This is a genomic window from Streptomyces sp. NPDC057616, from assembly GCF_042800575.1.
GTDB lineage: Bacteria > Actinomycetota > Actinomycetes > Streptomycetales > Streptomycetaceae > Streptomyces.
The window spans coordinates 12,053-24,994 of sequence record NZ_JBHVGU010000022.1 but is presented as its reverse complement, the minus strand read 5'-3'; the positions used below and the strand labels follow the sequence as shown (position 1 = coordinate 24,994).

Genomic DNA, 12,942 nt, shown 5'->3' with positions numbered 1-12,942 from the left:
TGGGAGTTGGTCACTTGACGGCCCCCGCCGTCAGCCCGGCGACGAGATAGCGCTGCAGCAGCAGGAAGCCGGCCACCACGGGCACGCTGACGACCAGCGAGGCGGCCATGATCTGGTTCCAGTAGACGTCGTTGAGCGTGGAGTAGCCCTGGAGGCCGACGGCCAGGGTGCGGGTGGCGTCGTTGGTCATGACGGAGGCGAACAGCACCTCGCCCCAGGCGGTCATGAAGGCGTAGACGGCGACGGCGACGATGCCGGGGATCGCGGCCGGCACGACGATCCGGAAGAGCGCGCCCAGCGGTCCGCAGCCGTCCACCAGCGCCGCCTCGTCCAGGTCGCGCGGCACCGAGTCGAAGTACCCGATGAGCATCCAGATCGAGAACGGCAGGGAGAAGGTGAGGTAGGTGAGGATCAGGCCGCCGCGCGAGCCGAACAGGGCGATGCCCGTCGCGTTGCCGATGTTGACGTAGATCAGGAACAGCGGGAGGAGGAAGAGGATGCCCGGGAACATCTGGGTGGACAGCACGGTGACCGTGAAGACCCGCTTGCCGCGGAAGCTGTAGCGGCTGACGGCGTAGGCCGCGAACACCGCGACCACCACCGAGCAGACGGTCGCGGAGACCGCCACGATCAGCGAGTTCATGAAGTACTTCGCGAGCGGGACGGTCGACCAGATGTCGATGTACGGCCGGATCGTCAGACCGCTGGGCAGCCAGCGGAACTTGCCCGTGACGTCCGCGAGCGGCTTCAGCGAGCTGGAGACCATGACGTACACCGGGATCAGCACGAAGCCGGTGAGCAGGGTGAGGAAGACGCGCCGGGACCAGATGAACGAACTCGGCATCGCCATCGGTGACTTGGCGGCCGTCCTCGGCTTCGGCTTCGGCATCCGCAGCGACTCAGACATCTCCGGTCCTCCGTCCGCGTGAGGTGAGCACCAGGTACACGCCCGTCACCACGAGCAGGAACAGCAGCAGGAGCACGGACATCGCGGAGCCGGTGCCGAAGTTCCAGGTGACGAAGGACGCCTGGTAGATGTGGACCGAGATGAGGTCCGCGGCCTCGGGCGCGGCCTTGCCGAACAGGACGTACGGCGTGTTGAAGTCGTTGAACGTCCACAGGAACAGCACCAGGACCAGCACCTGGTTGACCGGCCGCAGGGACGGCAGGGTGATCCGGCGGATCTGCTGGATCATGCCGGCGCCGTCCAGCGCGGCGGCCTCGTACAGCTCCTTGGGGATGTTCTGCAGGCCCGCCATGACGATGAGGAAGGCGAACGGCCAGCCCTTCCACACGTGCACGATCAGCAGCGCGTAGAAGCTGTTGTCGCCGATCAGCCAGAACGACGGCTTGCCGGTGAGGTGCAGCTGGTCGTGCAGGACGTGGTTCACCAGGCCGTTGTCGTGCTGGAACATGAACACCCAGGTGATGACGGCCGCGTAGACCGGCAGGGCGTACGGCACCAGGAACAGGGCCCGCAGCAGGCCGCGGCCACGGAAGGTGTCCTGCATGTAGATCGCCGCCGCCGTGCCGATCAGCCAGCACAGGCCGACCGACAGCAGGGTGAAGCCGACGGTGACGAAGAAGGAGTGCAGCAGCGCCTCGCCGACGGGGGCGTCGAAGTCCACCGACACCTTGTAGTTGCCGAGTCCGGTCCAGGGGGCGGAGCCCCAGTCCCGGATGTAGAACTGGGTGAGCTCCTTGAAGCTCATCACGATGCCGATGACCATCGGCACGAGGTGGACCAGGAGTTCGAGCAGCAGGGCGGGCAGGAGGAGCAGGTACGGGAGCCCGATCCGGCGGATCCGCCCGGGGCGGCGACGCTGTACGCGCGACTCCGCCCCGGGGGCACTCCCCCTCACCGGCTCCTTGAGGGTCGTGGTGGTCATCGGGCTCACTTCGCCGGCATCTGCTGCTGGGCCTTCTCGAGCTTCGCCTTCACCGAGTCGGTGGTGATCGCGCGCCCGGCGGCCGCGTCGGCGAACAGGTCCTTGACGGCCGTGCCGACCGCCGTCTCGAACTGCGACTCGTCGGCGACCTGCGGCAGCGCGGCGGCGCTCGTCGCGAGGGTCTGCTTCAGCACGGCGTTGGAGGCGGAGTTGAACGCCGCGTCCGACTGCGCGCCCTTGACCGGCGGGATGGAGCTGTAGGCCGTGTTGAGGATCTTCTGCTCGGCGTCACTGGTCATGAACTTCACGAACTTCGTGGCGCCGTCCATGTTGTGGCTGTTCTTGAAGACGGCGAGGTTGATGCCCGCCACCATCGAGTTGACCTGGGCGCCGGTGCCCGGGGTACCGGACTGCACGGGCACGGGCGCGATGCCGTACTTGTCCTCGCTCATGCCCTGCGACTTGAGGTTGGCGGCGGCCGACTGCCACAGCAGCATGGCCTGCTTGCCCTTGGCGAAGTCGCTCACCGACTGGTTCTGCGCGTACTCGGCGTCGCCGGTCGGTATGACCTTGTCCTTGGCCATCAGGTCGACGTACTGCTTGACCGCGTCGACCACCTTGGGGTTGGTGAAGTCGGGCTTGCCGTCGGCGGTGAAGAAGTCGCCGCCGTGCTGCTTGGCGAAGACGAAGACGTGGTGGATGTTCTCCGACACGTTGGCGCCCTCGGCGCCGAGCGGCGACTTGCCCTTCGCCTTGATCTTCTTGCCGTCCGCGATCAGCTCGTCCCAGGTGGCCGGGGGCTTGCTGATGCCGGCGTCGGCGAAGATCTCCTTGTTGTAGTAGAGGGCGTAGGCCATCGAGTACAGCGGGACCGCGGCCGGGTCCTTGCCCTCGGCGCCCGTCGAGCCGAGGGCCGAGTCGACGAAGCGGTCCTTGCCGCCGATCTTGCCGAAGTTCTTGGCGTCCCACGGCAGCAGAGCGCCGGTGGCCTGGAGCGAGGCGCTCCAGGTGTTGCCGATGTTCAGGACGTCGGGGCCCTGGCCGGAGGTGGTCGCGGTGAGGATCCGGTTGAGCAGGTCGGACCAGGGCACGACCTCCAGCTTGACCTTGATGCCGGTCTGCTTCTCGAACTTGTCGAGTTCGGGCTGCAGGACCTTCTTGTCGATCGCGATGCTCGCGCCCTGGTTGGAGGCCCAGTACGTGAGCGTCTTCGGCGAGTCGTTGGAACCGCCGCCGCTGGACGAACCGCCTCCGCAGGCCGTGGCGGCAAGGGCGAGTGACATGGTGACGGCGCCTACGGCCGCGGCTCGGATGCTGCGCATGGCTCGGGGTGTCCCTTCAGGGATTGCACTCATGGCTTAATTTAGGACGTGAGTTAAACCTCAGGAGATGGCCTAGTCAAGGGGTACGGCAACCCTTGTGGAACTCCGGCCCTACCCCTTGACGCACTCCTTCGGGTAGTTGAAGCATTCACCGGCGAGAGAGCGCTCCCAAACCCCCACCCCGTTCACTTCATGAACAGGAGAGCCGCCCCATGTCCCTGCCTGACATAGGCCGTAGAACCGTCCTCGGCGCCGCAGCCGCCTCCGCGCCGGTGGTGCTGGGCCTGTCCGCGCCGGCCTCCGCCGCCCCGCGGCCGAAGAAACGGCCGAAGAAGCCGCGCCTCCTCCCCGGCGGCGGCGACCTCGGCCCGAACGTGCTGGTCTTCGACCCGTCCACGGCCGGCATCCAGGCCAAGCTGGACGAGGTCTTCAAGCAGCAGGAGTCGGCGCAGTTCGGCACCGGCCGCTACGCGCTGCTCTTCAAGCCCGGCTCGTACAGCGGCCTGAACGCGCAGCTCGGCTTCTACACCTCGATCGCGGGTCTCGGCCTCTCCCCCGACGACACGACCATCAACGGCGACGTCACGGTCGACGCGGGCTGGTTCAACGGCAACGCGACGCAGAACTTCTGGCGTTCGGCGGAGAACCTGGCCCTGGTCCCGGCCAACGGCACCGACCGGTGGGCGGTCGCGCAGGCGGCCCCCTTCCGCCGGATGCACGTGCGTGGCGGCCTCAACCTCTCGCCCACCGGCTACGGTTGGGCCAGCGGCGGCTACATCGCCGACAGCCGCATCGACGGCCAGGTCGGCCCGTACTCGCAGCAGCAGTGGTACACCCGCGACAGCTCGATCGGCAGCTGGCTCAACGGCGTCTGGAACATGGTCTTCTCTGGCGTCGAGGGCGCCCCCGCGCAGAGCTTCCCCAACCCGCCGTACACCACGCTCGACACCACCCCGGTCTCGCGCGAGAAGCCCTTCCTGTACCTCAGCGGCAGCGAGTACCGGGTCTTCCTGCCGGAGAAGCGGACCGGCGCCCGGGGGGTGACCTGGGGCAACGGCACGCCGCGGGGTACGTCGCTGCCGCTGTCGCAGTTCTACGTCGCCAAGCCGGGCGTCACCGCGGCGACCCTCAACCAGGCGCTCGCACAGGGACTTCACCTGCTGCTGACGCCGGGCATCTACCACCTCGAACAGGCGATCCAGGTCGACCGGGCCAACACCGTGGTGCTGGGCCTCGGTTACGCGACCCTGGTGCCCGACAACGGGGTCACGGCCCTGCGGGTCGCCGACGTCGACGGCGTGCGCCTGGCGGGCTTCCTCATCGACGCCGGGCCGGTCAACTCCGCGACCCTGCTGGAGGTCGGGCCGAAGGGTGCCTCCAAGGACCACTCCGCCAATCCGACGACCGTCCAGGACGTGTTCGTCCGCATCGGCGGCGCGGGCGCCGGCAAGGCCACCACCAGCATGGTGATCAACAGTCGGCACACCATCGTCGACCACACCTGGGTGTGGCGCGCCGACCACGGCACGGGCGTCGGCTGGGACACCAACCGGGCCGACTACGGCATCGTCGTCAACGGCGACGACGTGCTGTGCACCGGCCTGTTCGTCGAGCACTTCAACAAGTACGACGTGCAGTGGAACGGCCAGCGGGGCCGCACGATCTTCTTCCAGAACGAGAAGGCCTACGACGCCCCGAACCAGGCCGCGATCCAGAACGGCTCGGTGAAGGGCTACGCCGCCTACAAGGTGGCCGACTCGGTGACCACGCACGAGGGCTGGGGGCTGGGCAGTTACTGCTACTACAACGTCGACCCGACGATCGTGCAGCACAACGGCTTCGCCGCGCCGAACACGCCGGGCGTGAAGTTCCACAACCTGCTGGTGGTCTCGCTGGGCGGCCAGGGCCAGTACGAGCACGTCATCAACGAGACCGGATCGCCGACGTCGGGCACGTCGACGACTCCGTCGACGGTGGTGTCGTACCCGTGAGCCGGAGGCGGCCCCGTCCCCCGGAGGTCGGGGCCGCCCCGCTGGTCGCCGCGCCGGGCTCGCGGCCGGTGGCCGAGGCTGGGGCGCAGCCGAGGAGTTCCGCCCTTGGAGGGCCGCGGGGCCTACCTGTGAGCCGGGGGGCGGCGGCCCCGCTCCCCTGAGGACGGGGCCGGGCTCGCGGCCGGTGGCCGACGCCGGTGCGCAGCCGAGGAGTTCGGCCACGCGGTGGCCGTGACGACCGCCGGGCCCACCCGTGAGCCAGGAGCGGCCCCGCCTCCGAGAGGACGGGGCCGCCCCCGCCGGGCTCAGGTCCCGGGGCCGGTCACCGCGCGGGAGCCGTGGTCGGTGCTGGGGCGTAGCCGGCCGGGTGGGTGGTGAACGTGCCGCGGCCCTGGCTTCGGCTGCGCAACCGCGTTGCCCAGCCGAAGAGTTCGGCCAGCGGCACGGTCGCCGTCACCAGCGCAGCGCCACCGCGTGCGGCCGAGCCGGAGACCCGGCCGCGGCGGGCGGCCAGGTCGCCGAGGACTCCGCCGACGGCGTCCTCGGGCACGGTGACCGTGACCTCGGCGACCGGCTCCGTGAGGACCATCGCGCAGGCGCGCAGGGCCTCACGGAGACCGAGCCTGCCCGCCGTGCGGAACGCGGTCTCCGAGGAGTCCTTCACATGGGTCGCCCCGTCGGTGAGGGTGACCCGCAGCCCGGTCACCGGGTGCCCGCCGAGGGGTCCCTCGGCCAGCGCGTCCCGGCAGCCCGCCTCGACCGCGCGCACGTACTCCTGCGGCACCCGGCCGCCGACGACGGCCGAGCGGAACTCGAACCCGTCGTCGAGCGGCTCGACATCGAGGACGATGTGCGCGAACTGCCCGGCGCCACCGTCCTGTTTGACGTGCCGGAAGACGAGCCCGGACACTCCTCGGCCGACCGTCTCGCGGTAACTCACCCGCGGGCGGCCCACGTTGACCTCCAGCCCGTGCGAGCGCCGGATTTTCTCCGCCGCCACCTCCAGGTGCAGCTCCCCCATCCCGGACAGCACCGTCTGGCCGGTCTCGGGGTCCGTGCGCACGACCAGCGACGGATCCTCCTCGGCCAGCCGCGCGAGCGCCGACACGAGCTTGCCGGAGTCGGCGGCCCGGCGCGCCTCGACGGCCACGGACACCACCGGCTCGGTGACGCCGGGAGGTTCGAGGACGAGCGGCGCCCCGGGAGCGCAGAGGGTCGCGCCGGCCCGGGCGGACCTCAGCCCGGTCACGGCGACGATGTCCCCCGCGACGGCACGGTCCACCTGCGCGTGCCGGTCGGCCTGCACCCGCAGGATCCGCCCGATCCGCTCGCTGCGGCGCGCGCCCGCGTCCCACACGGTGTCCCCCTTCCCGATCGTTCCCGAATAGACCCGCAGATACGTCAGCCGGCCCGTGGAGGTGGCGTTCACCTTGAACGCCAGCGCCGCGAACGGCGCGTGCGGATCGGCCGCCCGCTCCTGCTCCGTACCGTCGTGCATGCCCCGAACCGCCGGCACGTCGAGCGGCGAGGGCAGGTACGAGACCACCGCGTCGAGCAGCGGCTCGATCCCGCGGTTGCGGTAGGCCGAGCCGCACAGCACCACCACGCCGTCACCGGTGCGCGTGAGCTCGCGCAGGGCGGCGGCCAGCGTCGGCGCGGAGAGCTCCGACCGCGCGCAGAACTCCTCCAGCGCGCCGGTGTGCAGTTCCGCCACCGCTTCCTCCAGGAGCCGCCGCCGGCGCCGCGCCTCCTCGCGCAGTTCCTCCGGCACCGGCCCCTCCACCGCCGTGTCGGCGCCGTCGGCCCACACCAGCGACCGCATGCGGACGAGGTCGACGACGCCTGTGAAGGCGCCCTCCGCGCCGATGGGCAACTGCACGACCAGCGGCGCCGGATGCAGCCGTTCGCGGATCGACGCGACGGCCGCGTCGAGGTCGGCGCCCGCGCGGTCCAGCTTGTTCACGAACGCGATCCGCGGTACGCCGTGCCGGTCCGCCTGCCGCCACACGGACTCGCTCTGCGGCTCGACACCGGCCACGGCGTCGAACACCGCGACGGCGCCGTCCAGCACCCGGAGCGAGCGCTCGACCTCGTCGGCGAAGTCCACGTGTCCCGGAGTGTCGATCAGGTTGATCCGGTGACCGTCCCACATGCAACTGACCGCCGCGGCGAAGATGGTGATGCCGCGGTCGCGCTCCTGCGGGTCGTAGTCGGTGACGGTCGTCCCGTCGTGCACCTCGCCGCGCCGATGGGTCGTGCCGGTGGCGTACAGGATCCGTTCGGTGACGGTGGTCTTGCCCGCGTCGACGTGGGCGAGGATGCCGAGGTTGCGGACGACGGCAAGCATGGTGTGGGTGTGGGTGCGCACGGCCCGTTGGCCTTTCTGCTGATCGCTGATCATCGCGGATGATCGGAAAAGGGCAGCGCGATTGCGGACGAACGGGCGCGGCCGCGGGCGCCGTCGAAGGCGGCGGCTCGCGTCAGGCGTGCGTCACGGCATCCGGTACCGGCCGCGCAGCGGGCACCGGACGGCCGGGGACACGAGGATCACCTCGTACTGCGAGCAGGGGACGACGACATCGGTGCGGTAGCGCACGGCCGTCCCCCCTCACTCGTCCCGCGCGTCACGGCGACGCACGGAGTGTGGCGAGTGTAGGGAACGCGGAGCAGGCGGGGCACGCGGTTTTTCCGGCGGTCCGCGGCAGGTGAACTTTCCTGGAACGGCCGGAACTTATCCGGCACGCCGCTAGTTTCTACGGTGCTGTAGATCTTTACGACCACCGACAACATGGAGTTCTCATGGCCCTGTGGGACCGCATCAAGGAATCCGCGTCGACGATGCAGACCCAGCTCGTGGCGAAGAAGAACGATCTGAAGAGCGGCGCCTTCCGCGACGCGAGCATGGCGATGTGCGCCCTGGTCGCCGCCGCGGACGGCACCATCGACCCGGCCGAGCGGCAGCGCGTGGCCCAGTTGATCGCCACCAACGAGGTCCTGCAGAACTTCCCCGCCGACGATCTGCGCCGCCGTTTCGAGGAGAACCTGAACAAGCTGACGACCGACTTCGCCTTCGGGAAGGTCAGCGTGCTCCAGGAGGTCGCCAAGGCGAAGAAGAAGCCCGCCGAGGCGCGTGCCGTCATCCAGATCGGCATCGTCATCGGCGGCGCCGACGGCGACTTCGACAAGACGGAGCAGGCCGTGGTGCGGGAGGCGTGCTTCACGCTCGACCTGCCGCCGCACGAGTTCGACCTCTGACCCGCCCGGCGGCGGCCCCGGTGTGCCCTACAGCGGGGCCGCCGCCTTGAGGATCAGGAACATGGTGACCGCCGAGTTCGCCGAGGACATGGCGGAGAGGGCGGTACCGGCGGCCGCGGTCCAGACGGCCACGCCCATGGCCGTGAACATCGGCGGCAGGGTGCGGGCGGCGGGCGCCGGCCCCAGCAGGGCCGCCACCCTGCGCGGCACGGGTCCGGCCGGGGCGGCGAGCGCCGCGAGCGTCGGCGCGGGGGCCGGCCGGGAGACCAGGGCGGCCTTGGCGATCGCGCGGGCGGTGATCCGCCGGCTGCCGACCGCCCGGGCCGCCTCCTCGTCCGCCCACCGCTCCACGGTGTAGGCGACGGCGGTCCGCAGCGGCCGCAGGAAGGGATTGGCGCGGGCCGCGAGTCCCGCCAGCAGCAGATGCCGGTCGTGACGCCCGGTCAGATGGGCCCGTTCGTGGGCGAACAGGGCCCGCCGCTCACGGGAGTCCAGACAGGCCAGCATGCCGGTGGAGACCACGATGCGCCCCGACCGGCCGCGCCGCCCGGGCAGCGTGTGGGCGTACGGCACCTCGTCCGGGAGGACGGCGACCTGGGTGGCGGGCAGGGTGCGCAGCGCCCGTGCGGCGCGGCGGCGTACCCGGTGGTGGCGCAGCAGCAGGGCCGCGCAGGCGGCGGCCGCGAGGGCGAGCGCGCACACCGCGCCCTTGCCGATCACCTCGTCGTGCGGCACGGCCGCGCGGACCTCGGGGTCGGCCCAGCCGTCGGGCAGGGGGTTGCCCGGCAGTTGCGCGGTGCCCACGATCGCGAGCAGGCCCAGGCACAGGGTGCTGCACAGGCCGAGCACCGCGGCGGCCGCGGACAGCAGCAGGGTCGCCAGATGCGGGTGCAGCCGGTGCTCGGCGAGGCGCGCGACGGGCCAAGCGGTCAGCGGCAGGACCAGCGGCAGGAAGACGAACACGCCCATGCCTCAGCACTCCCGGCCGTCGGCGCGCGTCGCATCGCGGTCGCCGCGCTCGGCGGGCGCGGGCTGCTCCGCGGGCGCGGGCTGCTCCGCGGGCGCGGGCTCCTCTGTCGCTGCGCTCTCCTCCACTCGCACGAGCCCCTCGGCTCGCGCGCTCCCCTCGGCTCCCCTCTCCTCGGTCTCCTGGAAGAGCCTGCGCAGGAGTTCCTCGTCCTGGGGCGGGAGGGAGGAGACGAAGCTGGTCAGCACCGCCTGCCGGTCGGACTCGCCGTCCAGCACCCGGCGCATGCGGTGCGCGGCGAGGCCCGCCTCGTCGGCCGCGGCGGTCCACGCGAAGGAGCGGCCCACACGCTGCCGGGTCACCACGCCCTTGGCCTGGAGCCGGGTCAGGATGGTGATGACGGTGGTGTAGGCGAGGGTGCCGCCGAGGTGCTCGCGGACCCAGCCCGCGGGCACCGGTTCCGGCGCGGCCCGCAGGGCAGCGAGCACCTGGGCCTCCAGTTCGCCCTGCCCCCGCCGGCGCGCGGGCGCTCCCGGCCCTCCAGCGCCGCGCCTGTCCTGCTGTCCCACCCGGCCTCCCCAGTGCGGCACCACGCTGCGCCGCTCGACATCCGCCCCATCGTAGTGAGACGGCCCACACGCGGGCCCCGCGTCACAGGTCCCACCAGGGCGTCCCACAGGAGCCTGCTGCCTACGGTGGTTTACCCCGACGAGAATCGGTCAGGCGCGTGGGATGTCCCGTCCTCAGACCACAGCCGCACCTCAGGCACGACAGTCCCCCGAGACCTCAGGTACCCCGCAGGGCGAGCGGCCGCAACGGCCGGCCCGGCGCGACGCGTACTTCGACAACGCGAAGTACCTGGCGATCGTGCTGGTGGCGATGGGACACGCATGGGAGCCGCTGCGGGACGGCAGCCGGACCGTCACCGCGTTCTACAACTTCGTCTACGCCTTCCACATGCCGGCGTTCATAGTGATCTCCGGCTACTTCTCCCGCAGCTTCGACGGGAGCCCGGCGAAGGTCAAGCGCCTGGTGACGGGCGTCCTGGTGCCGTACGTCGTGTTCGAGACGGCGTACACCCTCTTCACGCGCTGGACCGACGGCGTCCCGGACCGGCCGATCACGCTGCTGGACCCCCTCTATCTGACCTGGTTCCTGATCGCGTTGTTCGTCTGGCGGCTGACGACCCCGATCTGGCAGGCCGTGCGGTGGCCGCTGCCGGTCGCGCTCGTGATCGCGATGCTGGCGACCGTCTCACCGTCCATCGGCAACGACCTCGACCTCCAGCGGGTGCTGCAGTTCCTGCCGTACTTCGTGCTCGGCCTGTGCCTGCGGCCGGAGCACTTCCGGCTGCTGCGCCGCTGGCGGGTGCGCGCGCTGGCCGTGCCGGTGCTCGCCGGTGCGCTCGCCGTGTCGTACTGGGCGGTCCCGCGCATGACCGGCGCCTGGTTCTTCCACCGCGACAGCGCCCAGGAGCTCGGGGCGCCCGCCTGGTACGGGCCGCTGATGACGCTGGCCGGCTTCGGCTGCTCGATGATCCTGGTCGCCTGCTTCCTGTCCTGGGTGCCGGGCCGCCGCCTGTTCTTCACCGCGCTGGGCGCGGGCACGCTCTACGGCTATCTGCTGCACGGCTTCCTCGCCCAGGGCTCCAGGTTCTGGGGCTGGTACGACCCCGCGTGGGTCCACGGCCCGCTCGGCGAGATCACCGCGACGCTCGTCGCGGCCACGGTGGTGACCGTGCTGTGCACGGCCCCGGTCCGGCGGGTCTTCCGCTGTGCGATGGAGCCGAGGATGAACTGGGCGTTCCGGCGCGACCCGCAGGAACTGCGGCTGTCCTGACGGCGCCGGGCCGGCCGGACCGCTACCGGGTCCCGTGGTCCGCGCCGGCCCGGGCCCGGTCGCGCAGGACGAACTTCTGGATCTTGCCCGTGGACGTCTTGGGCAGCTCCCCGAACACCACGTGCCGGGGCGCCTTGAAGCGGGCCAGCCGGGCCCGGACGAACTCGATGATCTCGGCCTCGGTGGCCTCGGCGCCGTCCAGCAGGCTCACGTATGCGGCGGGCACCTCCCCCCACCGCTCGTCCGGCACCGCGACGACGGCGACCTCGGAGACGGCCGGGTGGTCGGCGATGACCTGTTCCACCTCGACCGACGCGATGTTCTCCCCGCCGGAGATGATCACGTCCTTGCTGCGGTCGCGCAGTTCGACGTACCCGTCCGGATGGACCACCCCGAGGTCGCCGGTCCGGAACCAGCCGTCAGGGGCCGCCTTCCTGGTGGCCTCCTCGTCCTTGAAGTAGCCGAGCATGACGTTGTTGCCGCGCAGCGCGATCTCCCCCACCGTCGTCCCGTCCGCGGGGACGTCGGAGCCGTCCCGGGCGATCACGCGCGCCGCGCACGAGATCATGTTGGCGACGCCCTGGCGCGCCTTGAGACGGGCCCGGGCCTGGTCGTCGAGGCCGTCCCACTCCGGGCGCCAGTCGCAGATCATGGCCGGGCCGAACGTCTCGGTCAGCCCGTACAGATGCGTGACGTCGAAGCCCAGTTCCCCCATCCGCCGCAGGATCGCCGGGGAGGGCGGCGCACCGCCGGTCGCGACCTGCACCGTCCGCGCGAGGGGCGCCGCCTCGGGCGCGTGGGCCAGCATCGACAGCACGGTCGGGGCGCCCTCCAGGTGCGTCACCGCCTCCGTGTTCAACAGCCGCCACACCTCGGCGGGTTCGAGCTTCGGCAGGCAGACGTGCGTGGCCGCCGCCGCGGTCACCGCCCACGGGAAGCACCAGCCGTTGCAGTGGAACATCGGCAGGGTCCACAGATGCACCGAGGACGGGGACAGCCCGGTGTGACCCACCATGGCGAGCGCCTGCAGATAGGCGCCGCGGTGGTGGTACATCACGCCCTTGGGCCGTCCGGTCGTCCCGGACGTGTAGTTGATCGACAGCAGTGACCGCTCGTCCTGCGGGCGGATCGCGGTGGGAGTGGCGCCGGCCAGCAGGTGCTCGTACTGCTCCCCCGCACGGATCCGGTGCGGCGGCTCGGGCAGACCGGCGACCGCCGCGTCGGCCACCTCGTCGAGGACCGGGTCGTGCACCAGCACCGATGCCTCGCTGTGCCGCAGGATGTAGCCGATCTCCCGGGACGACAGCCGGGTGTTGACGGCCACCAGCGGCACCCCCGCCCACGGCACCCCGAAGCTCGCCTCCAGCAGCACGTGGGTGTTGGGCGCGAGGACCGCGACGGGACGGCCCTGCGCCAGGGGTGCCAGCACGCCGGCCAGCCGGCGGCACCGGTCGTGGAACTCGGTGTACGACCAGCGCCGGTCGCCGTCCACGACCGCGGTCCGCTCTCCGTGCGCCGCCGCGGCCCGGTCCAGGTACGACACCGGGGTGAGCGGCTCGAACGACAGGGTGGAGGCGTGCCCCCACTGTGGTTCCGTCATCGGCTGTGGCCCTCCTCGAGCCCACCGTAGAGCGTGGTGGGCGAACTGCCGATGGCACGGACGCGTGCGGAACCCCGGG

At 71.3% G+C, this 12,942-nt stretch carries 10 protein-coding genes; 3 read left to right on the top strand and 7 right to left on the bottom strand.

Annotated elements, in window-relative coordinates:
* Positions 1 to 10: 10 nt before the first annotated feature.
* From ACFU97_RS26495 to ACFU97_RS26485, 3 genes are read right to left on the bottom strand one after another with little or no spacing between them, the layout of a single operon-like run.
* Complete coding sequence (locus ACFU97_RS26495) at positions 11 to 850, bottom strand: carbohydrate ABC transporter permease (protein WP_384261325.1); 840 nt, start codon at positions 848 to 850, stop codon at positions 11 to 13.
* 49 nt (positions 851 to 899) lie between these two features.
* Positions 900 to 1,889: a carbohydrate ABC transporter permease gene (locus tag ACFU97_RS26490; RefSeq protein ID WP_384261055.1), complete on the bottom strand. Its 990-nt coding sequence runs from the start codon at positions 1,887 to 1,889 to the stop codon at positions 900 to 902.
* A 5-nt stretch (positions 1,890 to 1,894) separates the two neighbouring features.
* On the bottom strand, positions 1,895 to 3,211 hold the full coding sequence (locus ACFU97_RS26485) for an ABC transporter substrate-binding protein (protein WP_384261052.1): 1,317 nt from the start codon (positions 3,209 to 3,211) through the stop codon (positions 1,895 to 1,897).
* A 212-nt stretch (positions 3,212 to 3,423) separates the two neighbouring features.
* On the opposite strand from ACFU97_RS26485, the gene ACFU97_RS26480 reads away from it, so the two are divergent.
* Entirely contained in the window at positions 3,424 to 5,202 is a 1,779-nt protein-coding gene (locus tag ACFU97_RS26480) for a coagulation factor 5/8 type domain-containing protein (protein ID WP_384261051.1), read from the top strand.
* A gap of 322 nt (positions 5,203 to 5,524) precedes the next feature.
* Here the strand turns inward: ACFU97_RS26480 and fusA are convergent, their stop codons facing one another.
* A complete protein-coding gene (gene fusA, locus ACFU97_RS26475; RefSeq protein WP_384261050.1) occupies positions 5,525 to 7,549 on the bottom strand; it encodes an elongation factor G in 2,025 nt (674 codons plus the stop codon).
* Between the two features lie 452 nt (positions 7,550 to 8,001).
* On the opposite strand from fusA, the gene ACFU97_RS26470 reads away from it, so the two are divergent.
* A complete protein-coding gene (locus tag ACFU97_RS26470) occupies positions 8,002 to 8,457 on the top strand; it encodes a tellurite resistance TerB family protein (protein ID WP_384261047.1) in 456 nt (151 codons plus the stop codon).
* Positions 8,458 to 8,484: 27 nt separating this feature from the next.
* Here the strand turns inward: ACFU97_RS26470 and ACFU97_RS26465 are convergent, their stop codons facing one another.
* Complete coding sequence (locus ACFU97_RS26465) at positions 8,485 to 9,426, bottom strand: M56 family metallopeptidase (protein WP_384261045.1); 942 nt, start codon at positions 9,424 to 9,426, stop codon at positions 8,485 to 8,487.
* Positions 9,427 to 9,429: 3 nt separating this feature from the next.
* On the bottom strand, positions 9,430 to 9,993 hold the full coding sequence (locus ACFU97_RS26460) for a BlaI/MecI/CopY family transcriptional regulator (protein ID WP_384261042.1): 564 nt from the start codon (positions 9,991 to 9,993) through the stop codon (positions 9,430 to 9,432).
* Between the two features lie 163 nt (positions 9,994 to 10,156).
* Here ACFU97_RS26460 and ACFU97_RS26455 point away from each other — a divergent pair, with 163 nt between their 5' ends.
* Positions 10,157 to 11,263: an acyltransferase family protein gene (locus tag ACFU97_RS26455; protein WP_384261040.1), complete on the top strand. Its 1,107-nt coding sequence runs from the start codon at positions 10,157 to 10,159 to the stop codon at positions 11,261 to 11,263.
* Between the two features lie 22 nt (positions 11,264 to 11,285).
* Here ACFU97_RS26455 and ACFU97_RS26450 read toward each other — a convergent pair whose 3' ends face one another.
* A complete protein-coding gene (locus ACFU97_RS26450; RefSeq protein WP_384261037.1) occupies positions 11,286 to 12,863 on the bottom strand; it encodes an AMP-binding protein in 1,578 nt (525 codons plus the stop codon).
* Between the last annotated feature and the right edge of the window lie 79 nt (positions 12,864 to 12,942).

Coding starts and splice junctions, on each gene's coding strand:
- ACFU97_RS26450 (WP_384261037.1), bottom strand. CDS start 12,863: ATGACGGAACCACAGTGGGGGCACGCCTCCACCCTGTCGTTCGAGCCG.
- fusA (WP_384261050.1), bottom strand. CDS start 7,549: ATGCTTGCCGTCGTCCGCAACCTCGGCATCCTCGCCCACGTCGACGCG.
- ACFU97_RS26490 (WP_384261055.1), bottom strand. CDS start 1,889: ATGACCACCACGACCCTCAAGGAGCCGGTGAGGGGGAGTGCCCCCGGG.
- ACFU97_RS26455 (WP_384261040.1), top strand. CDS start 10,157: ATGTCCCGTCCTCAGACCACAGCCGCACCTCAGGCACGACAGTCCCCC.
- ACFU97_RS26480 (WP_384261051.1), top strand. CDS start 3,424: ATGTCCCTGCCTGACATAGGCCGTAGAACCGTCCTCGGCGCCGCAGCC.
- ACFU97_RS26465 (WP_384261045.1), bottom strand. CDS start 9,426: ATGGGCGTGTTCGTCTTCCTGCCGCTGGTCCTGCCGCTGACCGCTTGG.
- ACFU97_RS26485 (WP_384261052.1), bottom strand. CDS start 3,211: ATGCGCAGCATCCGAGCCGCGGCCGTAGGCGCCGTCACCATGTCACTC.
- ACFU97_RS26495 (WP_384261325.1), bottom strand. CDS start 850: ATGGCGATGCCGAGTTCGTTCATCTGGTCCCGGCGCGTCTTCCTCACC.
- ACFU97_RS26470 (WP_384261047.1), top strand. CDS start 8,002: ATGGCCCTGTGGGACCGCATCAAGGAATCCGCGTCGACGATGCAGACC.